The organism is Pseudomonas sp. WC1 (genome assembly GCF_050586565.1).
Classification (GTDB): domain Bacteria; phylum Pseudomonadota; class Gammaproteobacteria; order Pseudomonadales; family Pseudomonadaceae; genus Aquipseudomonas.
In genome coordinates, this window is the sequence record NZ_JBOBDQ010000001.1 from 1 (window position 1) to 24596 (window position 24596).

General features: G+C 64.2%; 23 protein-coding genes. 7 read left to right on the plus strand and 16 right to left on the minus strand.

Going from position 1 to position 24596, the window contains the following annotated elements; genetic code table 11:
- The first annotated feature begins 10 nt into the window (after positions 1 to 10).
- Both ACQ4OD_RS00005 and yccS read left to right on the plus strand, forming a co-directional pair.
- Positions 11 to 1192, plus strand: coding sequence for an NAD(P)/FAD-dependent oxidoreductase (locus ACQ4OD_RS00005; protein ID WP_258599748.1), 1182 nt, complete (start codon positions 11 to 13; stop codon positions 1190 to 1192).
- Between the two features lie 165 nt (positions 1193 to 1357).
- The gene (gene yccS, locus ACQ4OD_RS00010; RefSeq protein WP_258599747.1) at positions 1358 to 3541 is read left to right on the plus strand and encodes a YccS family putative transporter; all 2184 of its coding nucleotides are present in this window, start codon (positions 1358 to 1360) and stop codon (positions 3539 to 3541) included.
- A 27-nt stretch (positions 3542 to 3568) separates the two neighbouring features.
- On the opposite strand, the gene ACQ4OD_RS00015 is transcribed toward yccS, so the two are convergent.
- From ACQ4OD_RS00015 to tkt, 13 genes are all read right to left on the minus strand, one after another.
- Positions 3569 to 4306 (minus strand): substrate-binding periplasmic protein, encoded by a 738-nt coding sequence (locus ACQ4OD_RS00015; RefSeq protein ID WP_139673951.1) that lies wholly within the window; start codon positions 4304 to 4306, stop codon positions 3569 to 3571.
- A 150-nt stretch (positions 4307 to 4456) separates the two neighbouring features.
- Positions 4457 to 5404 carry an ornithine cyclodeaminase family protein gene (locus tag ACQ4OD_RS00020; RefSeq protein ID WP_139673954.1) on the minus strand — a complete coding sequence of 316 codons (948 nt, stop codon included), beginning with the start codon at positions 5402 to 5404 and terminating at the stop codon, positions 4457 to 4459.
- Positions 5401 to 6378, minus strand: coding sequence for a threonine/serine dehydratase (locus ACQ4OD_RS00025; RefSeq protein WP_198755082.1), 978 nt, complete (start codon positions 6376 to 6378; stop codon positions 5401 to 5403). Before ACQ4OD_RS00025 ends, ACQ4OD_RS00020 begins: the two co-directional genes overlap by 4 nt.
- Before the next feature lie 98 nt (positions 6379 to 6476).
- Positions 6477 to 7106: a helix-turn-helix transcriptional regulator gene (locus ACQ4OD_RS00030; protein ID WP_430943683.1), complete on the minus strand. Its 630-nt coding sequence runs from the start codon at positions 7104 to 7106 to the stop codon at positions 6477 to 6479.
- Positions 7107 to 7153: 47 nt separating this feature from the next.
- Positions 7154 to 7456 carry a winged helix-turn-helix domain-containing protein gene (locus tag ACQ4OD_RS00035; RefSeq protein ID WP_102682213.1) on the minus strand — a complete coding sequence of 101 codons (303 nt, stop codon included), beginning with the start codon at positions 7454 to 7456 and terminating at the stop codon, positions 7154 to 7156.
- A 14-nt stretch (positions 7457 to 7470) separates the two neighbouring features.
- On the minus strand, positions 7471 to 7971 hold the full coding sequence (locus tag ACQ4OD_RS00040; RefSeq protein ID WP_023631708.1) for a M48 metallopeptidase family protein: 501 nt from the start codon (positions 7969 to 7971) through the stop codon (positions 7471 to 7473).
- Between the two features lie 38 nt (positions 7972 to 8009).
- Positions 8010 to 10127: a putative bifunctional diguanylate cyclase/phosphodiesterase gene (locus ACQ4OD_RS00045; protein ID WP_111532548.1), complete on the minus strand. Its 2118-nt coding sequence runs from the start codon at positions 10125 to 10127 to the stop codon at positions 8010 to 8012.
- Between the two features lie 238 nt (positions 10128 to 10365).
- Positions 10366 to 11430 (minus strand): class II fructose-bisphosphate aldolase, encoded by a 1065-nt coding sequence (gene fba / locus ACQ4OD_RS00050; protein ID WP_023631710.1) that lies wholly within the window; start codon positions 11428 to 11430, stop codon positions 10366 to 10368.
- Between the two features lie 100 nt (positions 11431 to 11530).
- Entirely contained in the window at positions 11531 to 11860 is a 330-nt protein-coding gene (locus tag ACQ4OD_RS00055) for an MliC family protein (protein WP_102682214.1), read from the minus strand.
- Positions 11861 to 11939: 79 nt separating this feature from the next.
- Positions 11940 to 12191: a hypothetical protein gene (locus ACQ4OD_RS00060; RefSeq protein WP_371918102.1), complete on the minus strand. Its 252-nt coding sequence runs from the start codon at positions 12189 to 12191 to the stop codon at positions 11940 to 11942.
- Positions 12191 to 13354, minus strand: a complete 1164-nt coding sequence (locus ACQ4OD_RS00065; protein ID WP_198755083.1) for a phosphoglycerate kinase — start codon at positions 13352 to 13354, stop codon at positions 12191 to 12193. The genes ACQ4OD_RS00060 and ACQ4OD_RS00065 overlap by 1 nt, the downstream gene beginning before the upstream one ends.
- Positions 13355 to 13366: 12 nt before the next feature.
- Positions 13367 to 14428, minus strand: a complete 1062-nt coding sequence (epd, locus tag ACQ4OD_RS00070) for an erythrose-4-phosphate dehydrogenase (protein ID WP_139673969.1) — start codon at positions 14426 to 14428, stop codon at positions 13367 to 13369.
- Between the two features lie 129 nt (positions 14429 to 14557).
- Positions 14558 to 16555: a transketolase gene (gene tkt, locus ACQ4OD_RS00075; RefSeq protein ID WP_102682217.1), complete on the minus strand. Its 1998-nt coding sequence runs from the start codon at positions 16553 to 16555 to the stop codon at positions 14558 to 14560.
- A gap of 229 nt (positions 16556 to 16784) precedes the next feature.
- Between tkt and ACQ4OD_RS00080 the strand changes: the two genes are divergently transcribed.
- The 4 genes from ACQ4OD_RS00080 to ACQ4OD_RS00095 all read left to right on the plus strand — a co-directional run bounded on the left by ACQ4OD_RS00080 (position 16785) and on the right by ACQ4OD_RS00095 (position 21343).
- A complete protein-coding gene (locus ACQ4OD_RS00080) occupies positions 16785 to 17777 on the plus strand; it encodes an ArsR/SmtB family transcription factor (RefSeq protein WP_139673972.1) in 993 nt (330 codons plus the stop codon).
- A 19-nt stretch (positions 17778 to 17796) separates the two neighbouring features.
- Positions 17797 to 18987 (plus strand): methionine adenosyltransferase, encoded by a 1191-nt coding sequence (metK, locus tag ACQ4OD_RS00085; protein ID WP_038706913.1) that lies wholly within the window; start codon positions 17797 to 17799, stop codon positions 18985 to 18987.
- Between the two features lie 144 nt (positions 18988 to 19131).
- Positions 19132 to 20832, plus strand: a complete 1701-nt coding sequence (ligB, locus tag ACQ4OD_RS00090; RefSeq protein ID WP_430943684.1) for an NAD-dependent DNA ligase LigB — start codon at positions 19132 to 19134, stop codon at positions 20830 to 20832.
- Positions 20833 to 20950: 118 nt separating this feature from the next.
- On the plus strand, positions 20951 to 21343 hold the full coding sequence (locus ACQ4OD_RS00095) for a DUF1090 domain-containing protein (protein WP_139673978.1): 393 nt from the start codon (positions 20951 to 20953) through the stop codon (positions 21341 to 21343).
- Positions 21344 to 21397: 54 nt separating this feature from the next.
- Here ACQ4OD_RS00095 and ACQ4OD_RS00100 read toward each other — a convergent pair whose 3' ends face one another.
- Positions 21398 to 21844, minus strand: a complete 447-nt coding sequence (locus tag ACQ4OD_RS00100) for a c-type cytochrome (RefSeq protein WP_102682221.1) — start codon at positions 21842 to 21844, stop codon at positions 21398 to 21400.
- Between the two features lie 119 nt (positions 21845 to 21963).
- Between ACQ4OD_RS00100 and mltA the strand changes: the two genes are divergently transcribed.
- The gene (gene mltA / locus ACQ4OD_RS00105; protein WP_139673980.1) at positions 21964 to 23115 is read left to right on the plus strand and encodes a murein transglycosylase A; all 1152 of its coding nucleotides are present in this window, start codon (positions 21964 to 21966) and stop codon (positions 23113 to 23115) included.
- A gap of 61 nt (positions 23116 to 23176) precedes the next feature.
- On the opposite strand, the gene ACQ4OD_RS00110 is transcribed toward mltA, so the two are convergent.
- Both ACQ4OD_RS00110 and ACQ4OD_RS00115 read right to left on the minus strand, forming a co-directional pair.
- Positions 23177 to 23563 carry an MAPEG family protein gene (locus ACQ4OD_RS00110; RefSeq protein WP_046853941.1) on the minus strand — a complete coding sequence of 129 codons (387 nt, stop codon included), beginning with the start codon at positions 23561 to 23563 and terminating at the stop codon, positions 23177 to 23179.
- 31 nt (positions 23564 to 23594) lie between these two features.
- The gene (locus ACQ4OD_RS00115) at positions 23595 to 24428 is read right to left on the minus strand and encodes an EamA family transporter (RefSeq protein ID WP_139673982.1); all 834 of its coding nucleotides are present in this window, start codon (positions 24426 to 24428) and stop codon (positions 23595 to 23597) included.
- Positions 24429 to 24596: the final 168 nt, after the last annotated feature.

The window sequence follows — 24596 nt, forward strand, 5'->3', positions numbered from 1 at the left end:
AGGTAACACCGTGCACTCCACCGACGTGATCATCCTCGGCGCCGGCGCCGCCGGCCTGATGTGCGCCCTGCTCAGCGCCCAGCGTGGGCGCCGGGTGCTAGTGCTCGACCACGCCAACAAACCGGGCAAGAAGATCCTCATGTCCGGCGGCGGGCGCTGCAACTTCACCAACATGTACACCGAGCCGGCCAACTTCCTCTCGCACAACCCGCACTTCTGCAAGTCGGCATTGGCCCGCTACACCCAGTGGGACTTCATCGAGCTGGTGTGCAAGCACGGCGTGCCGTACCACGAGAAGAAACTCGGCCAGCTGTTCTGCGACAACAAGTCCAGCGACATCCTCGACATGCTCCTGGCCGAGTGCGACCAGGCCGGCGCCGAGCTGCGCATGAACACCAGCATCGACAAGATCGAAAGGACCGAGGCCGGCTACAGCCTGCAGACCAGCGCCGGCCCATTCGCCTGCCAGTCGCTGGTAATCGCCACCGGTGGCCTGTCGATCCCGACGCTCGGCGCCAGCGGTTTCGGCTATCAGGTCGCCCGCCAGTTCGGCCACGAACTGCTGCCGACCCGAGCCGGCCTGGTACCGTTCACCATCACCGAGCCCCAGCTCAAGGCACTGTGTACCGAGCTGTCCGGCACCTCGCTGGACTGCATCGCCAGCTGCAATGGCACCAGCTTTCGCGAGAACCTGCTGTTTACCCACCGTGGCCTGAGCGGGCCGGCGATCCTGCAGATCTCATCGTTCTGGGAAGCCGGCGACACCGTCGAAATCAACCTGCTACCGGATCGCAACGCCTTGGAATGGCTGCAAGGCCAACAAGCCGAGCGTCCCAATAGCGAGCTGAAGACCGTGCTGGGCGAGGTGTTCACTCGCAAGCTGGCTAACTTGCTGGCCGAGCAGTGGTTCGAGTCCAAGCCACTGAAGCAATACACCCCTGCGCAGCTGGCGCAGGTCGCCGAAAAATTGGCGGCCTGGCAAGTAGTGCCGGCGGGGACCGAAGGCTATCGCACCGCGGAAGTGACCTTGGGCGGCGTGGATACCCGCGAAGTGTCTTCGAAAACCATGGAATCGCTGAAAAGCCCGGGGCTGTACTTCATCGGCGAAGTACTGGATGTCAGCGGGCACCTGGGCGGTTTCAACTTCCAGTGGGCCTGGGCCTCGGCCAACGCGGCGGCGCAGTTCGTGTAGAGTAGAATCCATTCAGCAGCACGGAACGCTTCTTGCTGGTTTGTGCTGTGAAGGGTGCGAAACCATCGCGAAGCAAGCCCGCTCTCACGTCAGAACGGTGGGGGCGGGCTTGCCCTGCGATGAGGCCCCAGAGATTCTTTTTCGAATACTGCCCAGCAGGCCATCATGTCATCGAGCTCGTTCCGCCATTCATTGCGTCGCCTGTGGGGCCAAGACAAGTTCAGCTATGCCATCCGCGTGACCATCGCCCTCACCGGCAGCATGGCCTGGTGCTGGTACCAGAACGAGATGAGCCTGCTCATCCCGCTGTTCCTCGGCATCATAGCCAGCGCCCTGGCCGAGACCGACGATGGCTGGCAGGGCCGCCTCAGTGCCCTGCTGGTCACCCTGGGCTGTTTCGCCATTGCCGCGCTGTCGGTCGAGCTGTTGTTCCCCTACCCCTGGGTCTTTGCAATCGCCCTAGCCCTGGCGGCGTTCTCCCTGACCATGCTCGGGGCCCTGGGCGAACGCTATGGGGCGATCGCCTCGGCCACGCTGATCCTGTCGGTCTACACCATGATCGGTGTCGACCAGCGCGGCGGAGAGGTCAGCGATTTCTGGCACGAGCCGTTGCTGCTGGTGACGGGTGCGGCCTGGTACGGACTGCTGTCGGTGGTGTGGCAGGCGCTGTTTTCCAACCAGCCGGTGCAACAGAGCCTGGCCAGGCTGTTCTACGAGCTGGGCAGCTACCTCAAGCTCAAGGCCAGCCTGTTCGAGCCGGTCCGCACCCTTGATGTCGAGGCCACACGCCTGGAACTGGCCAAGCAGAATGGCAAGGTAGTGGCCGCGCTCAACGCCGCCAAGGAGATCATCCTGCACCGGGTCGGCAACAGCCAGCCCAACTCCAAGGTCAGCCGCTACCTCAAGCTGTATTTCCTGGCCCAGGACATCCATGAGCGGGTCAGCGCCTCGCACTATCCGTACAACGGCCTGACCGAGGCGTTCTTCCATAGCGACGTGATGTTCCGCTGCCAACGCCTGCTGCGCAAGCAGGGCTCGTCCTGCCAGGAGCTGGCGCGCTCGATCCGCCTGCGCCAGCCGTTCGTGCTGGCCAGCGGCTACCCCGAGGCACTGGAAGACCTCAATGCCTCGCTGGAGCACCTGCGCACCCAGAACAACCCGGCCTGGCGCAGCCTGCTGCGCTCGCTGCGGGCGCTGGCCGCCAACCTGGCCACGCTGGACCGGCTGCTCAGCGCCGCCAGCAACCCGGACAGCCTGGCCGATGCCAGCGACAGCAGCCTGCTCGACCGCTCGCCACGCAACTTCAAGGATGTGTGGAAACGCCTGCGCACCCAGCTGACACCCACCTCGTTGCTGTTCCGCCACGCCCTGCGCCTGTCGCTGGCGTTGTCGGTGGGCTATGGCATGGTTCACCTGATCCACCCGACCCAGGGCTATTGGATCATCCTCACCACGTTGTTCGTCTGCCAGCCCAACTATGGCGCGACCCGGCGCAAACTGGTGCAACGGATCATCGGCACCGCCATCGGCCTGACCGTGGGCTGGGCGCTGTTCGACCTGTTCCCCAACCCGATCGTCCAATCGCTGTTCGCGGTGGTCGCAGGGGTGGTGTTCTTCGTCAACCGCACCACCCGCTACACCCTGGCCACGGCGGCGATCACCCTGATGGTGCTGTTCTGCTTCAACCAGATCGGCGATGGCTACGGGCTGTTCCTGCCACGCCTGTTCGATACCCTGGTCGGCAGCCTGATCGCCATCCTCGCGGTGTTCCTGTTCCTGCCCGACTGGCAGGGACGGCGCTTGAACAAGGTGCTGGCCAACACCCTCGCCTGCGCCAGCGAATACCTGCGCCAGATCATGCAGCAATACGCCCATGGCAAGCGTGACGACCTGGCCTACCGCCTGGCCCGGCGCAATGCGCACAATGCCGACGCGGCGCTGTCGACCACCCTGGCCAACATGCTCATGGAACCAGGACATTTCCGCAAGGAGGCCGACGTCGGCTTCCGCTTCCTGGTGTTGTCACATACCTTGCTGAGCTACCTCTCGGGGCTGGGCGCGCACCGCGACACTGCGCTGCCGGCCGAAGTCCACGAGCAGTTGATCGATGGTGCCGGGCGGAGCCTGGCCAGCAGCCTGGACGAGATCGCCAATGGCCTGGCGGCACGCTTGCCGGTGGCGATCCACAGCGACGCCGAGGAGGCGCTGGCCAACGCGCTGGAGCAGATGCCCGAGGAGCTGGACGAGCATCAGCGCCTGGTGCAGACGCAATTGGCGCTGATCTGCCGGCAGTTGGGGCCGTTGCGGACCTTGGCCGGGCATCTGATCAAGGAAGGTCAACCCGCCTGATTGCCCGCTCCCACACCAATAGCGGGCTCAGAAACCATGCTGGCGCATCAGGCGGGCGTAACTGCCGTCGGCCTTCATGGTGGCGATGGCCTTTTCGAAACGCGCCACGATCTTCTTGTGCTCCGGGTGCTTGAGGCTTACCAGGATGTGCAGGCTGTTCTCGCCCAGCGGCGGGTCGACGAAGGCCACGCCCTCGCGCACCGGCTGCGGCTCGCGCTGCAGGTTGTAGCGCGCCACGTATTCATCCTCCACCGCCAGGTTCACCCGCCCGGCCGCCAGCATGCGCACCGCCGATGAAAAGTTGCGCACCAGCACCTTGTTCAGGCGTTCGTCGCTGTCGAATTCGGGGGAATAGGCGTAGTCGCGCACCACGGCGATGGTGTAAGGGTACAGGTCAGCCTGGCGGGCATAGGCAAAAGCCTCGCCTTCACGCTTGAGCAGGCGGATACGGTTGACCAGGTAGGTCGCGGAGAACTGGCCGATCAGGGTGCGCTCCTGGTTGTACCAGGCATTGATCAGCACATCGTAGCGTCCCTCGCCCACGCCCATCAGCGCCCTGGCCCAGGGCACCTCCTCGAACTCGGTGGCGTAGCCGGCACGGGTCAGCGCCGTGGTGACGATACTGGTGGCCAGGCCGCCACCGGGCATGCTGGTGTCGGTAAAGGGCGGCCAGCTGTCGGCCACCAGCCGCAGCTTGCCATGGGCCAGGGCAGGCCCCGCACACAACAGCCCGAGTAAACCAAGAACGCAAAGCAGTGGCCGCATGCTCAAGTCCTTTCGCAATTGGTAACCCACGCGGAAACGGCGATCTTAACTACTACTGCCCTGGCAGCCTACACAAGGCTGATCGTTGTGGCACGCGACAATACTGTCAAATTGCCTCTATTTTGGCCGGTCTGTGGACAATTTCATCGTTCAGCCGCGCAGGCGTTCGAAGACCCACTGGGCAATCTGCGCATCCTGAACCGCGACACCGGTCAGGTCGGCGAGGGTGACCTCGTGCTGATCCTGACGCCCCGCTTCCTGACCAGCCAGCACCGCGCCCAGTTCCAGCAAGCGAGAAGGTTCGAGCGACCCTGCCTTGAGCGCGTGGGAAACCTCGCCATAGGCTCCGCACTGGGCCTGCGAGTCGACGATGATTCGCGACATCGAGGCGACCAGCGCCGCATCCAGCTCCTGCTTGCCGACGCAGTCCGCGCCGACCGCCGTGATATGGGTTCCGGGACGAACCCACTCGCGCCTGAGCAACGGCTCACGCGACGGCGTGGTGGTGACGATCAGGTTGGCCGCCTGCGCGACAGCCTGCGGCTGCTGGACCGTCTGCACGCTGAAGCCCAACGCCCGGGCATGCTCACGGTAGACCGACAAGCCTTGCTCACTGCGCCCCCAGACAACCACCTGGCGACAGCCCGTCAACGCCATCAGGCATTCAAGTTGCAGACGGGCCTGCAGTCCGGTGCCAAGCACGCCGATGGCCTCCACCTCGCGAGGCGCCAGCAGGCGGGCGACAATGCGCCCGGCCAGGGCGGTGCGCACGGCAGTCAGCCATCCCTGGTCGGCCAGCCAGGCCAGCGGTTCACCGGTACGGGCCGACAACACCAGCATCAAGCCGTCATTGCTGGGCAGGCCCTTGCCCGGATTGTCGTAGAAACCACTGGAGACCTTAACCACGAAGGTTTCGCCGCCTTCGAGATAAGCCGACTTGATGCAGCAATCGCCATTGGCCTGGCGGAACTGGAAGTTCTGCACCGGCGGAGCCTGCACCTGACCCGCACTGTAGGCCCTGAAACCGTCCACCAGCCGCCGCTCGATCGCGTCGAGGTCGAGGCAGGCCTTGATCGCCTGCAGGTCGTGGATCTTCATGCGAGGGCCTCCAGGTATTTCTCCAGCTGGATGTTGCGCCCACACAACACCACCGCCACTTTCTTGCCCTGGTATTGCCCGGCCAGCTGCTTCATGCCGGCCAGAGCGACGGCGGCGGCGCCTTCGATGATCCAGTGCTCGCAGGCGGCAGCGTCGCGCATGGCTTGCCTGATCTCTTCCTCGCTGACCAGCACGGTTCGCGTCAGCAGGCGCTGGCAGAGGGGCAAGGTGACCGTGTCCGCCTCCACGCCGCCGGCAGTGCCGTCGGACAGGGTGGGTAACTCGTCCATCTCTATGACCTGGCCTTGTTCGATGGAGCGTTGCAAGGTCGGCGCATTGACCGGCCAGCAGCCGATGATTTCCACCGATGGCGCCAGCTTGTACAGTGCGGTGGCGATCCCGGACACCATCCCGCCGCCGCCCACGGCGACGAACACCGCATCCAGGTCCGGCGCCTGCTCGAACAGTTCCATGCCGATGGTCCCCTGCCCGGCGATGACCTCCAGGTCGTTGTAGGGCGAGACGAACGGCTTGTGTTGGCGCAACGCCTCCTCGCGGGCCAGTTGCTCCGCCCCCAGCGAATCGACCTCCAGAACCTGCACCTGCGCCCTCAGCAGACGCATCGCCTCGATCTTGGCAGGCGAGGCCTCAGCGCTGATATACACTGTCACCGGCACGTCCAGCAGCTGACCGGCCAGGGCAAGCCCTTGCCCATGATTGCCCGAGGAAGCAGCGATAACCCCCCTGCTCCGTTGCGCCTCGCCCAGCAGGCGCAGCTTGTTGCTGGCACCGCGGAACTTGAACGATCCGGTCAGCTGGAGGTGTTCGCACTTGAGATGGACGTCGCAGCCAGTCATGGCCGAGAGCGCCAGGCTGCGCGCCAGCGGGGTCACCGGTACCAACGGGCGCAGGGCCTGATGAGCCTGGAGAATGGATTGGTACAACTGCGCGAGCGCCAGATCGTCGATAGGCATGGGGCGGAATCTCCTCGGGAAGCGACAGGCAGGCGCCGGCGCTAAATGGAATAAAAATCCACCGTAGAATATTTTTCCACCAAGTACAAGCCTGGAAACTATGCCTCCCGCGCGAGCTTCACATACTTGTAGACCGTAGCCCTGCCCATGCCGAGGATATTGGCCACGTAGTCGTACGTACTGCCGCCGCGGAAGGCGCCTTCCCCGTGCAGGGCCTCGACCAACTCGCGTTTCTGCTCCCGACTGAGCCCGTCGAGGCTCAAGCCATGCTGCCTGAGCCAGGCATGCAGGAAGGTGTTGATGCGCTCCTGCCAGTCATCACGGAACAGCACATCTGGCTGGGGCAGCAAGCGGCTGGCCTGGAAGAACAGGTCAAGTGCCTGCTTGGCCTGCTCCAGCACCGAGATGTTGAAGTTGATGCACAGCAGCGCCTCGGGTGCCCCGGCCTCATCGACCATGACACTGCTGATCGAACGCACTTTCTGACCGTTCCAGTTGAGTTTCTCGTAGGGCCCCAGCGGCGTCGTGGCGCCGAGCTCGCCCAGCAGGTCCTCCAGCGCAGAGTCGTCGCCCAACTGCCGCCTGGAAATATTGTTGGCGATATGCACGACCGTCTGGTTGCGTAGATCGTGGACCACCACTTCGGCATGGGGGAACAACAGGGTCGCGACACCATCGGCCATGGCGGCGTAATTGCTGAAACGAGCGTCGATGGCCTTGGAAGACATACGGAACATCCTGAAAGAAAGGTGTGGCGTAGAGAGAGGGGTGAAGCTCAGGGATACCCCAGCACATCGCGAATCTGGCGCAGGTGCTGGATGATCCACTGCTTGTCGATCGCCCCCCAGTCACGGATACGGTAGTGCCCGGCATGGTTGCGCGCACCGAGCTGCTGCTCGAACTCGCAGACGATGTCCAGGTCGGCCAGGGCGGCGATGGTGTCCTGGGCGGTACGCCGGGGCATGCCGGTGGCCTCCATCAACGCCGGCACACTGGTGGCGGTCTGGCTGTCGATCAGCCAGGCCACGTAAAGGCGGCGGTAGAAGCTGCTGCGGGTCTTGCTCACTTCCGTGGTCATGGGGTGCTTGTCCCTCAGGTGTTGCCCGGCAGTTCCCGATAGGTCAGGTAGACGCGCAGGTCGAATTCAAGTTGATGGTAGTCCGGCTCCATGTGCTGACAGAGCTGGTAGAACGCCTTGTTGTGATCGCGCTCCCTCAGGTGCGCCAGCTCATGCACCACGATCATGCGCAGGAACTGCGGCGCTGCCTCGCGGAACAACGAGGCGACGCGGATCTCCTTCTTCGCCTTGAGCTTGCCGCCCTGCACCCGCGATACCGCCGTGTTCAGGCCCAATGCACGGTGGGTGAGGTCCAGGCGGTTGTCGAACAGGACCTTGTCCAGCGGCGGCGCGCTGCGCAGGTACTGCTGCTTGATCTCCTGGGCATAGCCGTACAGGGCCTTGTCGCTCTGCACGTCATGACGTTCGGGATAGCGCTGGCGCAGGTAGTCGCCCAGACGATCACTGGCGATCATCTGGCGCACCTGTTCCTGCAGGTGCGGCGGGTAGGCTTGCAGGTAACGTAGGGCGGTCATGGCAGGCGTTCGGGACAAGAAGACGCGAGTTTAGCCAATCACGACGCCCATGGGAAAAACGCTGGGAAATCGCCAGCGGCGTCGGCGGTGAGCGGCCGGGCCACCAGGAACCCCTGCACGTAGGCGCAACCGGCGCCCTTGAGCCATTCGGCCTGGGCCCGGGTCTCGACGCCCTCGGCGATTACCGTGATGTCATAGGCCGCGCACAGATCGATAACACTGCGCACCAAGGCGATATCCACCGCCGAGTCCGGCAACCGCGCGACCAGGTGGCGGTCGAGCTTGAGCGTGTCGATAGGCAGGTCACGCAGCATGCGCAGCGAGCAGTCGCCAGCGCCGAAATCGTCCAGCGCCACGCGAATGCCCAGCTCCCGCAGGCGGTGCACCTGCTTCACCGCCGCGTCGATGTTGTACATCAGCGAGGTTTCGGCAACCTCCACCTCCAATTGGGCGGGTTGCAGTTGATGCTTGTCGATCACCTGGGCCAGTTCATCGACCAACCCGGGCATGGTGAACTGGGCGCGGCTCAGGCTGATGCCCAGCACCAACTGCGAACCAAAGCGATCGCTCCAGGCATTGCGTTGCGCGGCGCCCTTGCGATAGATCCAGCTGGCCAGGCGGTTGATCAGGCGAGCTTCTTCCAGCAACGGGATGAACAGCCCGGGCGGCACGTCGCCGACGCTCGGGTGCTGCCAGCGCAACAACGCCTCGAAGCCGCGCAGCCGGCCATCGGCGAATGCCACCTGGGGTTGGTAGACCAGGCTGAAATCATTTTGCTCGATGGCCGTGCGCACGCTGTCCTCAAGCATCAGCCGTGAGCGAGCGCGGCCATTGAGTTCCTGGTCGTAGAAGCGGTACTGCTGGCGACCGGCCTGCTTGGCCGCGTACATCGCCGCATCGGCCGCGCGCAGGAGGCCCTCCACGTTGGCGCCGCAGTCGGGGTAGGTGGCGATGCCGATGCTTACCCCCAGGTTGACCTCGAGCCCATCCACCTGCTGGAAGCTCGACATGCGCTCCAACAGCTTTTCAGCATAGCGGCCGGCCTGTTCGGGATACGGCAGGCCGTCGAACAGCGCGGTGAACTCGTCGCCGCCCATACGCGCCAGCAGCGCCTCGCTGCCCAGGCACTCCTTGAGCTGGTCGGCCACCCAGCGCAGGACCTTGTCGCCGGCCTCATGGCCGAGCAGGTCGTTGATCCGCTTGAAGCCGTCCAGGTCCATGTACATCAGGGCCTTGGCCTTGTCCGAACGCTCGTTGCGCAGCAACGCGCTTTCGGCGGTCTGGTAGAAGCCACGACGGTTGAGCAGCCCGGTCAGCGGGTCGGTCACCGCCTGGTACTCCAATTGCTGGTGCAGGCTGCGCACCACCGACATGTCCAGCACCGTCACCACCATGGCCTTCTGTTCGGCGGGAAGCGGCGCGCAGGACAATGCCACCGGCACCAGCTGGCCACCGAGGGTGCGCAGCTGGGCATCGTGCACACGGAAGATCTGCCGCCGCAGATAGGCCTGGTAGAAGTCCGACTCGTGCCACAGGTTGGCGCAGGGGAGCTGGATCAGGTCCAGCATGTGCGCGCCTTGCAGTTTGTCCACCGGCGCATCGAGCAGGCGTGAGATGGCCGGGTTGGCGAAGCCGATGCAACCCGTTTCGTCCACCACCAGAATGCCCTCTGCGGCATTTTCCAGGATCGAGGCGTTGAATGCCCGCGCTGACTCCAGTTCACGGGTCAGCCGCTGCAGCATGCGCCTGTTGCGCTGCTGCTCCAGCAGGGCCTGGACCTTGGGCTTGAGGATCTGCGGGTCGAACGGTTTGAACAGGTAGTCCACAGCGCCACTGGCATAGCCCTTGAGTACGGCGGCGTCGGACTGCTCGTTGGCGGTCAGGAAAATGATCGGGGTCAGACGCGTGCGTTGGCTGCCGCGCATCAGGCGGGCAACCTCGAAACCGTCCATTTCAGGCATCTGCACGTCGAGCAGGACCAGATCGACCTCGTGCTCGAGCAAGGTGCTCAGGGCTTCCATCCCTGAACTGGCGGTCAATACCTGCCAATCCTGGCGGGACAGCAAGGCCCGCATGCTGATGAGGTTCTCCGGATAGTCGTCTACGACCAACAGAACCGAACTGCTTTCCGGTGTTTGAGAATAAGCGCCATCCATGTTGCTTCTCTTGGTAAGTCCAACTGCGACTTGTTATTGGATCCGATTGTTACTCTAGTCTCGGCCTCCGAAGACGCAATGCAGGTGGATGGCTATAAGCCACTGGAGTTGATGTTAGCCGACTAACGGTATCAGTGCCGGACAGGCGACGCGCGGCCCAGGCCTGAGCGCTCCGTACCAAGCAGCAGGCACAAAAAAGCCCGCATCGCTGCGGGCTCTTCCGTTGAACGGTGCCGGATCAGTTGATCTTGGCCGCCAGTTCACCTTTGGCGTAGCGCTGGAACATGCCTTCCAGGGAGATCGGCTTGATCTTCGAGGCGTTGCCGGCGGTGCCGAAGGCTTCGTAGCGGGCGATGCACACGTCACGCATGGCCTTGACGGTTTCACCGAAGAACTTGCGCGGGTCGAACTCGCTCGGGTTCTGCGCCATCAGGCGGCGCATGGCGCCAGTGGAGGCCAGGCGCAGGTCGGTGTCGATGTTGACCTTGCGTACACCGTACTTGATGCCTTCGACGATCTCTTCGACCGGCACGCCGTAGGTTTCCTTGATGTCGCCACCGTACTGGTTGATGATCGCCAGCCACTCTTGCGGCACCGAGGACGAACCGTGCATCACCAGGTGGGTGTTGGGGATGCGCTTGTGAATTTCCTTGATACGGTCGATCGCCAGCACGTCGCCGGTAGGTGGCTTGGTGAACTTGTAGGCACCGTGGCTGGTACCGATGGCGATGGCCAGGGCGTCCACCTGGGTCTTCTTGACGAAGTCGGCCGCTTCTTCCGGGTCGGTCAGCATCTGGCTGTGATCCAGCACGCCTTCGGCGCCGATACCATCCTCTTCACCGGCCATCCCGGTTTCCAGCGAACCCAGGCAGCCCAGCTCGCCTTCCACCGAAACACCACAGGCGTGCGCCATGGCGACGGTCTGCTGGGTGACACGGACGTTGTACTCGTAGTCGGTCGGGGTCTTGCCGTCTTCACCCAGCGAGCCGTCCATCATCACCGAGCTGAAGCCCAGCTGGATGGAGCGCTGGCACACGTCGGGGCTGGTGCCGTGGTCCTGGTGCATGCACACCGGAATGTGCGGGAACTCTTCGATGGCCGCCAGGATCAGGTGGCGCAGGAACGGCGCACCGGCATATTTGCGAGCGCCAGCGGAAGCCTGGACGATGACCGGAGAGTCGGTCTTGTCGGCGGCTTCCATGATCGCGCGCATCTGCTCGAGGTTGTTGACGTTGAAAGCCGGAACGCCGTAGCCGAACTCGGCGGCGTGGTCCAGCATCTGGCGCATGCTAATGAGTGCCATTGTGTATCTCTCTCCCGACAAGCGTCGTTTGTTTCGTGCAAGCCTGCCGCAGGGGCGGTTGCTGTTCAAGTAGTGTGGGCCACCTGCGCGGCCCGGCCAGTCACGGTGCCTTGCAGCCCCGCCCAATCAGATCGTTGGTCGCCACCCAGTACACCAGGCCTTCTTCACCTTTGGTGTGGAAGGCCAGCATGCCATCGCTGTACAGCGCACCGGAGGCGCCCGGCTCGGCCTTGAGCCGGTAGACCTGGTCGCCGCCACCCAGGCGCACATCGACCGCGTCCTGTTGTGCATCGGCGAAGCGCCACAGCACCTCGGCCTGGCTGTCGCAGACCCATCGGGTCCAGTTGTCCGCCGGGGCGGGTTGAGCGGGTTGCAGCAACGAACAGCCTGCCAGGGTCGCCAGGGCCAACATGGCCAGAAGCGCTTTCATTCAATTACTCCGCCAGGGGCCGCAATGCGGCCCCAATGTCCAAGACCACGAAAACCGCCCCAGGTTGCCTGCCATCCGATCAAGGGCAGCCCGGCGCCTTGCGCTGGTGTTCGTCGTCGTATTTTTCCAGGCCGTCCGGGCCCAGGCGCTTGTTGATCACCGGTGCCGTCTCGGCCTGCCACTGGGACTGGTAGCAACCGCCCTTGGGCGGCTGCGCCGGGTCGGCCTCGCTGCCCGAGTTGCTGGAGCAGGCGCCCAGCAACACGGCCACGATCATCACAGGCAATTGCTTGACCATCAGGTCGCTCCCTTTGCCAGGCGCCTTCAAAATCAGGCCTTGGCCCGTTCTTCCAGGATTGCCACGGCAGGCAGGACCTTGCCCTCTACGAACTCGAGGAACGCGCCGCCACCGGTAGAAATGTAGGAGATATCGGCGCCAACGCCATATTTGTCGATGGCTGCCAGGGTGTCACCGCCACCGGCGATGGAGAATGCGGCGCTGTCGGCGATGGCCTTGGCCAGCACCTTGGTGCCGTTGCCGAACTGGTCGAACTCGAATACACCGACCGGGCCGTTCCACAGAATGGTCTGCGACGACTTCAGCAACTCGGCGAAGTTGGCAGCGGTCTGCGGACCGATGTCGAGGATCATGTCGTCAGCCGCCACGTCGGCGATCGCTTTAACGGTAGCTTCGGCGCTTTCAGCGAATTCCTTGGCAACCACGACGTCGACCGGCAGCGGTACATTGACCTTGGCGGCGATGGCCTTGGCGGTGTCGACCAGGTCAGCCTCGTACAGCGACTTGCCGACCGGGTGACCGGCTGCGGCGAGGAAGGTGTTGGCGATGCCGCCGCCGACGATCAGCAGGTCGCAGACGCTGCTCAAGCTGTTCAGCACATCCAGTTTGGTGGAAACCTTGGAGCCGGCAACAATGGCCGCCATCGGCTTGGCCGGGGCCTTCAGGGCCTTGCCCAGGGCGTCCAGCTCGGCCGCCAGCAGCGGGCCGGCAGCGGCGACCTTGGCGAACTTGGCAACCCCATGGGTGGAGCCTTCGGCGCGGTGCGCGGTGCCGAACGCGTCCATGACGAACACGTCGCACAGGGCGGCGTACTTTTGCGCCAGCTCGTCCGCGTTCTTTTTCTCGCCCTTGTTGAAGCGCACGTTTTCGAATAGCACCAGGTCACCGGCCTGCACCTGAACGCCGTCGAGGTAATCGGCGACCAGCGGTACGTCGCGGCCCAGGGCCTTGCCCAGGTAGTCGGCAACCGGCTTGAGGCTGTTCTCGGCGGAGAACTCGCCTTCGGTCGGGCGCCCCAGGTGCGAGCAGACCATTACCGCCGCGCCCTTCTCCAGGGCCAGCTTGATGGTCGGCAGCGCTGCCAGGATACGCGCATCGCTGGCGACCACGCCGTCCTTCACGGGAACGTTGAGGTCTTCGCGGATCAGCACGCGCTTACCTTGCAGGTCGAGGTCGGTCATCTTCAACACGGTCATGAATGCAGTCCTTCAGGGCTGTTTGCTGCGGGTTGGGTGGACGACGTGCAGATAGTGTTCGGCAACGTCGAGCATACGGTTGGCGAACCCCCATTCGTTGTCGAACCAGGCCAGCAGGTTCACCAGGCGAGGGCCTGAGACACGGGTCTGGCTGGCATCGACGATGGCCGAATGCGGGTCATGGTTGAAATCACAGCTGGCGTGGGGCAGCTCGGTGTAGGCCAGCAAGCCTTTGAGCGGGCCATCCAGGGCGGCCTCGCGCAACACCCGGTTGACCTCGGCCGCGCTGGTGTCGCGGGCGGTCTGCAGGGTGATGTCCAGGCACGACACGTTGACGGTCGGCACGCGTACCGCTTTGGCCTGGATTCGCCCGGCAAGTTCCGGCAGCAGGCGCTCGATACCCCGCGCCAGGCCAGTGGACACCGGGATCACCGACTGGAACGCCGAGCGCGTGCGGCGCAGGTCTTCGTGGTGATAGGCGTCGATCACCGGCTGGTCGTTCATCGCCGAGTGAATGGTGGTGATCTGTACGTACTCGATGCCAAAGGCCTGGTCCAGCACCCGCAGCAGGGGCACGCCGCAGTTGGTGGTGCAGGACGCGTTCGATACCAGCAGTTCGTTGCCCGTCAGACAATCCTGGTTGATGCCGTAGACCACCGTGGCATCGACGTCGACTTCACTGGCCATCGGCTGCGAAAACAGTACCCGCGGCGCACCGGCATCGAGAAAGCGCTGGCCGTCGGCGCGGGTGTTGTAAGCGCCAGAGCACTCCAGCACCAGGTCGACATCCAGGGCGGCCCAGTCGATGCCTTCGGGGGTGGCACTGCGCAGCACTTTCACGCAGTCGCCGTTGATATGCAGACAGTCGCCGTCGACTTTCACCTCACCGGGGAAACGCCCGTGGGTGGAGTCGAAGCGCGTCAGGTATTCCAGGCTGGCCTGGTCGGCCAGGTCGTTCAGCGCGACGATCTCGAAACCGGCCTTTGCCCCTCGCTCGAACAGTGCGCGCAGGACACAGCGGCCGATGCGGCCGTAACCGTTGAGTGCAACTTTGTAGGGACGCGGGTGGGGCATTCGATACTCACGTGCAGGTGCGTTGAACGACCATCGCGGGGCAAGCCCGCTCCCACAAGGCACCGGGATGCCTTGTGGGAGCGGGCTTGCCCCGCGATCAGACGGGAGGCATGGAGCCTCCCGGGTGCATCAGTCTTCCAGCAGCTCTTCAGCGGTGCCCAGGATGTTGTCCAGGGTGAAGCCGAACTCCTCGAACAACGCGGAGGCCGGCGCCGACTCGCCGTAGGTGGTCATGCCGATGACGCGACCTTCGAGGCCGACGTACTTGTACCAGAAGTCGGCATGGGCAGCTTCGATGGCGATGCGCGCGCTGACTTCCAGTGGCAGGACCGACTGCTTGTAGGCTGCGTCCTGGGCATCGAACACGCTGGTGCTCGGCATCGACACGACGCGGACCTTGCGGCCCTCGGCGCTCAGTTTGTCGAACGCCTGGACGGCCAGGCCCACTTCGGAACCGGTGGCGATCAGGATCAGTTCAGGCTCGCCGGCGCAGTCCTTGAGCACGTAACCGCCACGGGCGATATCGGCGATCTGCTGAGCATTGCGATCCTGATGTTGCAGGTTCTGGCGCGAGAAGATCAGCGCCGAAGGGCCGTCCTTGCGCTCCAGGGCGGCTTTCCAGGACACGGCGGACTCGACCGCATCGGCCGGACGCCAGGTGTCCAGGTTCGGCGTGCTGCGCAGGCTGGTCAGTTGCTCGATCGGCTGGTGGGTCGGGCCGTCTTCGCCCAGGCCGATGGAGTCGTGGGTGTAGACGTGGATCACACGCTGCTTCATCAGCGCCGACATGCGCACGGCGTTGCGGGCGTATTCCATGAACATCAGGAAGGTCGCGCCATAAGGCACCAGGCCGCCGTGCAGGGCGACGCCGTTCATGATCGCGGTCATGCCGAATTCGCGCACGCCGTAGAACACATAGTTGCCGCTGGCGTCATTGGCCTCGACACCCTTGCAACCTTTCCACAGGGTCAGGTTGGAGCCGGCCAGGTCCGCCGAACCACCGAGGAACTCCGGCAGCAGCGGGCCGAAGGCGTTCAAGGTGTTCTGGCTGGCCTTGCGGCTGGCGATGGTTTCGCCCTTGGCGGCGACTTCGTTGATGTAGGCCTGGGCCTTCTCGGAGAAGTCGGCCGGCAGCTCACCTGCGTCACGGCGCTTGAACTCGGCAGCCAGTTCCGGGTAAGCCTTGGCGTAGGCGTCGAAACGCTCGTTCCAGGCAGCTTCGGCCTTGGCGCCAGCGGCTTTGGCGTCCCACTCGGCATAGATGTCGGCCGGGATCTCGAACGGACCGTGGTTCCAGTTCAGTTCCTTGCGGGCCAGGGCGATTTCGTCGTTGCCCAGCGGTGCGCCGTGGCAGTCTTCCTTGCCCTGCTTGTTCGGCGAGCCGAAGCCGATGATGGTCTTGCAGCAGATCAGGGTCGGACGGTCGCTCTTGCGAGCGGTGTCGATGGCCATCTTGATCTCGTCGGCGTCGTGACCGTTGACGTTGCGGATCACCTGCCAGTTGTAGGCTTCGAAGCGCGCCGGGGTGTTGTCGGTGAACCAGCCGTGCACTTCGCCGTCGATGGAAATGCCGTTGTCGTCGTAGAAGGCGATCAGTTTGTTCAGGCCCAGGGTGCCGGCCAGCGAGGCGACTTCATGGGAAATGCCTTCCATCATGCAGCCGTCGCCGAGGAACACGTAGGTGTTGTGGTCGACGATGTTGTGGCCTTCACGGTTGAACTGGGCGCCCAGCACCTTTTCCGCCAGGGCGAAGCCCACGGCGTTGGCCAGACCCTGGCCCAGAGGGCCGGTGGTGGTCTCCACGCCAGGGGTGTAGCCGTACTCCGGGTGGCCCGGGGTGCGGCTGTGCAGCTGACGGAAGGCCTTGAGGTCGTCGATGGTGACGTCGTAGCCGGTCAGGTGCAGCAGCGAATAGATGAGCATCGAACCATGACCGTTGGACAGCACGAAGCGGTCACGGTCGGCGAAGCTGGGGTTGCTCGGGTTGTGCTTCAGGTAGTCGCGCCAAAGCACTTCGGCGATATCCGCCATACCCATGGGGGCACCTGGGTGGCCGCTGTTGGCCTTTTGCACGGCATCCATGCTGAGGGCACGAATGGCGTTGGCACGTTCACGACGGCTGGGCATCGCTGAGTCTCCTGGGGCTTGAAAGGGTGGTGAAGCGAAAAAAGACGACCATTTTCGCCCACAGGGGGGGCCGGGGGCAATGACGTATGGTCGCAGTCGGGCTTTTTTCCTGTGTTTGGCCTGCTTTTCAAGAAAAATGCGCCTGCGCAACCACCACCCATCCAGCAATATCAAAACTTTTTGATATTGCTATTGCGACCACAGCCTCCCCTGACTAGACTCCCGCCCCATGAACCTCAATGCGCCCATCACCCCGCAACACAGCGACGAGCTGGCCGCCCTGTGCAAGGCCGGCGGCGACCCGCTGCGCCTGAACGTGCTGCGCGCATTGGCCAACGACTCGTTCGGCGTGCTGGAGCTGGCGCAGATCTTCGACATCGGCCAGTCGGGCATGAGCCACCACCTCAAGGTACTGGCCCAGGCCGACCTGGTGGCGACCCGTCGCGAGGGCAATGCGATCTTCTACCGCCGTGCCCTGCCCGACAGTCAGCGCCTGGGTGGCCGCCTGCATACGGCACTGCTCGAGGAAGCCGACGACCTCGCGCTGCCCGTCGACGTACAGGCACGCATCGCCCTGGTGCAACAGCGCCGCGCCGCCACCAGCCAGGACTTTTTCCAGCGCGTCGAAGAGAAGTTCCGCGCCCAGCAGGACCTGATCGCCGGCTTGCCGCAGTACCGCGAAAGCCTGCTGGCGCTGCTCGACAAGCTCAGCTTCGGCGTCGGCGCCAGCGCCCTGGAAGTGGGGCCTGGCGACGGCGGATTCCTGCCCGACCTGGCTCGCCGTTTCGACCAGGTCACGGCCATGGACAACAGCCCGACCATGCTCGAACTGGCGCGCCAGGTCTGCGAGCGCAATGCACTGAATAACGTAAACCTGCAGTTGGCCGATGCACTGGGTGCAACGGATGTGGAAGCCGACTGCGTTGTGCTGAACATGGTCCTGCACCATTTCAGCGACCCGGCCCAGGCCTTGCGCCTGCTGGCCAAACGGGTGAAGGCGGGCGGCAGCCTGCTGGTCACCGAGCTGTGCAGCCATGACCAGGGGTGGGCGCGCGAAGCTTGCGGCGACCTGTGGCTTGGCTTCGAGCAGGACGACCTGGCCCGTTGGGCCGACGCGGCAGGGCTGGCCCCCGGGGACAGCCTCTACGTGGGCTTGCGTAACGGTTTTCAGATCCAGGTCCGGCATTTCCAGCGGGCCACTGGCGACATACAACATCGGTAAATTTCAGGAACCCATCGAGATGAGCGAATACTCCCTTTTCACCTCCGAGTCCGTGTCCGAAGGGCATCCGGACAAGATCGCCGACCAGATCTCCGACGCGGTGCTGGACGCCATCATCGCCCAGGACAAGTACGCCCGCGTAGCCTGCGAGACCCTGGTCAAGACCGGTGTCGCCATCATCGCCGGCGAAGTCACCACTTCGGCCTGGGTCGATCTGGAAGACCTGGTGCGTAACGTGATCATCGACATCGGCTACAACAGCTCCGACGTCGGCTTCGACGGCGCCACCTGCGCCGTGATGAACATCATCGGCAAGCAGTCGGTGGACATCGCCCAGGGCGTCGACCGCTCCCGCCCGGAAGACCAGGGCGCCGGCGACCAGGGCCTGATGTTCGGCTACGCCAGCAACGAGACCGACGTGCTGATGCCGGCCCCGATCTGCTTCTCGCACCGCCTGGTCGAGCGCCAGGCCGAGGCGCGCAAGTCCAAGCTGCTGCCTTGGCTGCGCCCGGACGCCAAGTCCCAGGTCACCTGCCGCTATGAAAACGGCAAGGTCGTCGGCATCGACGCGGTCGTGCTGTCGACCCAGCACAACCCCGAGGTCTCGCAGAAAGACCTGCAGGAAGCGGTGATGGAGTTGATCGTCAAGCACACCCTGCCTGCCGAGTTGCTGCACAAGGGTACCCAGTACCACATCAACCCGACCGGCAACTTCATCATCGGTGGCCCGGTGGGCGACTGCGGCCTGACCGGCCGCAAGATCATCGTCGACTCCTACGGTGGCATGGCTCGCCACGGTGGTGGCGCGTTCTCCGGCAAGGACCCGTCCAAGGTCGACCGTTCCGCTGCCTACGCCGGCCGCTACGTGGCCAAGAACATCGTCGCCGCGGGCCTGGCCGAGCGTTGCGAGATTCAGGTGTCCTACGCCATCGGCGTGGCCCAGCCGACCTCCATCTCGATCAACACCTTCGGCACCGGCAAGGTCTCGGACGAGAAGATCGTGCAGCTGGTGCGCGAGTGCTTCGACCTGCGTCCGTACGCCATCACCACCATGCTCGACCTGCTGCACCCGATGTACCAGGAAACCGCTGCCTACGGTCACTTCGGCCGTACCCCGCAGCAGAAGACCGTGGGTGATGACACCTTCACCACCTTCACCTGGGAGCGCACCGACCGCGCCGCCGCCCTGCGCGACGCCGCTGGCCTGTAAGCCTCCTACAGCAGTAAAAGAAAGCCCCTGCCGAGCGATCGGCAGGGGCTTTTTCGTGACATATCGCCTGACAATGCGGCACGTCGCACCAAGCAACTGGCACCTAGGCTGAGGACTCCTTACCGCCTCGCAAGGATGCCGGTCATGCCGCTACTGCCGATACTCATGCTCCTGTCGACTCTCTTCACCAGCGCACAGGCCGGCCAGTGTCCGGATTGGGGCCCATCACAGGCGAATGCCGAAATGGTCCGACTGGGCGAGACCCTGGCCCGCTGGGACGATCACTACCATCGTCAAGGCAAGTCATTGGTGGCGGACGAACTCTATGACCAGAGCCGCCAGCGCCTGCTGCGACTGCAGCGGTGCTTCAACCTGCCAGACGCGGCGCCCGACCCGCTGGCCGGCGCACGTGGCCCTATGCCCCACCCGGTCGCGCACACCGGCGTCGACAAGCTGCCCGACGAACAGGCCATGCGCCGCTGGCTGACGGGCAAGCGCGATGTCTGGATACAGCCCAAGGTCGATGGTGTCGCGGTTTCCCTGATCTACCAGCAGGGCCGGCTGGTCCGGCTGCTCAGCCGCGGCGATGGCGTCCAGGGCCATGACTGGAGCCGGCATATTCCTTCGCTCGGCGCCATCACCCGACAGCTGCCGCAACCTGTGGACCTGGTGCTGCAAGGGGAACTTTACAAACGCCTGGAGGGCCATGTGCAGGCTCAGGCAGGCAGCCTTAACGCTCGCGGCAGCGTGGCCGGGCTAATGGCACGCAAGCAGCTGGACACCGCCCTCGGCGCGAGCATCGGCCTGTTCGTCTGGGACTGGCCACACGGGCCGCAAACCCAGGCGGAGCGCCTCGAGCTACTGGCCGCCATGGGCTTTGCCGACAGCCAGCGCTACAGCATCCCCATCGCCAGCCCGGAGCAGGCCGCCGAGATGCGCCTGCACTGGTATCGCGCCGCCCTGCCCTTCGCCACCGATGGCGTGATCCTGCGCCAGGGCAGCCGCCCGCCCGCCGAGCGCTGGCAGGCCAAGGCCCCTTACTGGATTGCAGCCTGGAAATACCCCTTCTCCCAAGCCCTGGCCGAAGTGCGCGAAGTGCGCTTTCGCATTGGTCGCACCGGCAAGGTAACCCCCATCCTGCACCTGGCGCCTGTCGAACTGGACGACCGTCGGGTTTCGCAGGTCAGCCTTGGGTCCCTGGCACGCTGGCAGAAACTCGATATACGCCCGGGCGACCAGGTGGCTATCAGCCTTGCCGGCCTCACCATTCCGCGGTTTGACGACGTGGTACATCGCACGGTCGTGCGACAGTCCGTCACCTCACCGACTGCCGGGCAGTATGACGCCCACACCTGCTGGCAGGCTGGTGTGGGCTGCGAAGAGCAATTCATCGCCCGATTGACCTGGTTGAGCGGCAAGCAGGGGCTGGCCCTGCCAGGGATCGGGCCGGGCACCTGGCGCCGACTGGTGGATGTCGGCCTTGTGACCACCCTCGTGGATTGGCTGGAGCTCGATACCCAAGTCCTGGCGGCCGTGCCGGGTCTCGGCGATGCCAGGGCCCGACAGCTTCATGACAGTTTTAGCGCGGCGCGCTTGCGCCCCTTCCTCCAATGGTTGAACGCGCTAGGCGCGCCCTTGCCTCAGGGGATGCCCCTGGAGGCCGACTGGTCGACGCTCGCAACGCGATCGGCTGACGCATGGCGAGCCTTGCCGGGCGTCGGTGGCGCAAGATCGAAACAACTCGAGGTATTTTTTGCAACAGAAGATGTTCAAGCCCTTGTCGAGCAACTGGGCGGGTATCGTATAGCCGGTTTCCAGCTCGCGAACGACTCCGCCGAACAATGACGAGTGTAGGTCAACTCCGAGTTTGCCGTTTAAAGACCCACCAAGGGTTCCTAAATCCGGCAAACCAAGGCAGGATTCCACCAACTTTTGCTGCTCCGCCCCGCTCAGGAGGCTTTTCATGACACGTTTCACCGCTCTTTTCCTGCTGGCAACCCTTGGCCTGGCAACCGGCGCCGCGCAAGCCGCCCAGCCGGATGCAGGCCTGACCGGCTGCGCCGCCAAGCGCAGCGCCATCGAGAACCAGCTGAAGATTGCCCGTGAACATGGCAACAGCAACCAGGCTGCCGGGCTCGAAGAGGCGCTGCGTGGCGTGGACAACTGCACCGAAGCCGGGCTGCGCAAAGAGCGCGAGCAGAAAGTGCTCGATGCCCGCCACGAAGTGAACCAGCGCACCAAGGACCTGGACAAAGCCATGAAGAAAGGTGACGCGGAAAAGATCAACAAGCGCAAGGACAAGCTGGCCGAGGCGAAGAAAGAACTGCAAGAAGCCGTGGACGAGCTAGAGCGCTGACCGTACAGCCTTTGATGTGGGAACGAACCCGCTCCCACAACAGCCTCACACGGCTCAGTGATTGCGAAACTCGCTATGACAGGCCTTGCACGCCGCCTCGACCTTGTCCATCGGTGCCTTCATCTGCGCTGCGTCCAGCGGCGGGTTGCGGGTCACCGTCACCAGGTCGCCGGTAACGCCCTCCAACTGCCGGGCCAGGTCCTGGAACCGCGCCTGGCGCTCCCAGACATCCGCCCGTGCGCTGCTGTCACCCTCGTCGCGCACCTGCGGGAAGTGCTGCCACGGCTCATGGGCCAAGGTATCCAGCTTCACCGCGCCCTCGGCGAACTTCACGTCATCGAAGGGCAACCGCCCGCGCAGCATGCCACCCATGTCTTCACTGGTCTTGAGCATCTGCTTGAAGATCGCCTTGCGCTGGCCCAGCGGCGAGTTGGGGTCGACGCCGTCACAGGCGGTCAGGGCGAGGGCGGCGAGCAGTACTACGGTCAATCGCTTGAACATCAGGGTCTCTTTGGCCAGGCAAACGGGTGGCCAGTATCGCCGCCTGCCGGGCAAAGACCAATAGCCACACAGAAAACAAGGGCGAATGTTCATGTTTCGCCCAGCACAGGACCCACCCGATGAAATCTGCATTGCGCCATCTCGCCTGGGCCCTCCCCGCCCTGGCGCTCCTGGCCGGCTGCAACGGCGGCGAAAGCGCCAAGCCCGAGCCTCATGCCATCGCCACTTATGTACCAGCCACCTGGAAGGACCTGCCCCAGGCCAGCGACGACGACCTGCTGGCCGGTTTCTATGCCTGGCGCAACGGTTGCGAGAAACTCAAGCGCGATCTGGTGTGGGCCGCAACCTGCGAGGCAGCCGGTTCAGCCACGGCGAACGCTGATCAGGTACGCACCTTCCTCGAGCAGAATCTCCAGGTGGTCGGACTGCGCTCGGCGCAGAACAGCGCCAACGGCCTGATAACCGGGTACTACGAGCCGGTCTACCCCGGCAGCCTGGAACGCACCGAAGCCGCGCATGTACCGGTGTACGGCGTACCCGAGGACATGATCGTGGTCGATCTGGCCAGTGTGTATCCCGAACTCAAGGGCAAGCGCTTGCGCGGGCGCCTCGATGGCCGCGTGCTCAAGCCCTATGACACCGCCGAAGTGATCAACCGCGACGGTGCCAAGGCGCCGGTACTGGCCTGGCTGACCGACCCGATGGACTTGCAGTTCCTGCAGATCCAGGGTTCCGGTCGCATCCAGCTGGAAGGTGGCCGCCAGTTGCGGCTGGGGTATGCCGACCAGAACGGCCACCCCTATCGGCCGATTGGCCGCTGGCTGGTGGACCAGGGCCAACTGCCCAAGGAACAGGTGACCATGGGCAGCATCCACGCCTGGGCCCAGGCCAACCCGCAGCGGGTCCCCGAGTTGCTGGCCAGTAACCCGAGCTACGTGTTCTTCAGCACCCGGCCGGATAGCAACGAAGGTCCGCGCGGCTCGCTCAACGTGCCGCTGACCGCTGGCTATAGCGTGGCCATCGACCGCAAGGTGATCCCGCTGGGCAGCCTGCTGTGGCTGTCCACCACCCGCCCCGACGGCAGCCCGGTGGTGCGCCCCGTGGGGGCGCAGGACACCGGCGGAGCGATTACCGGTGAAGTGCGTGCGGACCTGTTCTGGGGCACCGGTCCTGAGGCCGGTGAACTGGCAGGCAACATGAAACAACAGGGGCAGATATGGATGTTGTGGCCTAAGGGCCAGCCTTTGCCCGAAGTACCGAAGGTCCCCTGAAGGACGCTATCGCGGGGCATGCCCGCTCCCACTGCGGGAGCGAGCTTGCCCCGCGATGCAGTCAGATCGAAACGACAAAGAACGACACGATCAGCGCCATCCCGACGAACCACACCAGCGAGCGCAACACTGCCCAGTCCGCCAGGTAGCAGATGATGTAGAGCAACCGGCTGGTGATGTACATCACCCCCAGCACATCTTGGGTCACTTGTTCGGCATTGCCGACGATATCAGCCACCAGCACCGCCGCGGCAAACGCGGGAAACGCTTCGTAGCCATTCAACTGGGCGGCATGGGCCCGCCGTGGCAGCCCTTCGAGCTTGTCCAGGAACGCACGCGGATCGTGATTGGCGCGCAAGCCAAAATACCCGCTGCTGAGTTTGGCGATCAGTGCACATAGCGGCGGCAGGACCAGCGCGACGAGAATGCACCACAGGGCTACGGTCATCTACAGGACTCCTTGTTCATAGAGGTTCGCTTCAGAGCTTCATCACCAGCATACCGGCCAGCACCAGCCCGCAAGCTAGGAGTCTTGGCCCGCCAAAAGGTTCTTTGAGGTAGCGCATGCCCAACAGCACCACGAGGATCACGCTCAACTCGCGCAACGCTGCCGCTTCGGCCACCGAGCCCAGGTGCATGGCCCAGAGCACCAGAGCGTAGCTGAACAATACGCAGAACCCGACCGCCAGGCCCAGCTTCCATTGGGCGCGCCAGAACAGCATGAACGGCCCTCGTCGGGCCACCATGGCCAGCAACGGGAACGGCCAGGCACTGAGCAAGGTCAGCCATACCAGGTAGTCCCAGGGCTTGCCCCACAGGCGTACGGCCTGACCGTCGAACCAGGTGTAGCAGCCGATGCACAGGCCTATCAGTGCCACCACCGGCAGCATCGACCAGGGCAGGCGGTCGCCGCCGCCACCCTGCCAAAGCAAGCACGCCATGCCACAGGGGATCAGCAAGATGCCGATGATCTGCTGCTGGCTCAACGATTCGCCGGCAAAGGCCAGGGTCAGGCCCAGCACCACCAATGGCGACAGGCCTCGCATCAACGGATAGACCAGCCCCAGGTCACCGACCCGATAGGCCTGGATCAGCAGAAAGCGGTACAGCTGCTCGGCCAGCGCCGAGGCCAGCAGCCAGGGCCAGATCTCGGCGGGCGGGAAATCTACGAAGGCTACCGCCAGTATGGCGAAACTCAGTGCCACCACGTCCATGCTGGCGATCACCAGCAGCCGCTCGGCGCTGAACTTGATCAGGGTGTTCCAGGTGGCATGGAGCAGGGCTGCGACCAGTACGAGGGAAGTTGCCAGCACGCCTTGGAATCCTTGTCGTCGTTTGGTGGGGACCACTATATAGCGCCTGGCTAGTTATGGCCTCATCGCAGGGCAAGCCCGCTCCCGCGCCTTCGCCTGACAGGAACCAACTGGAGAAATCCGGTCATAAGGTGTGTCCCGAACGCCGCGCCAGGTCATCAAAGAACT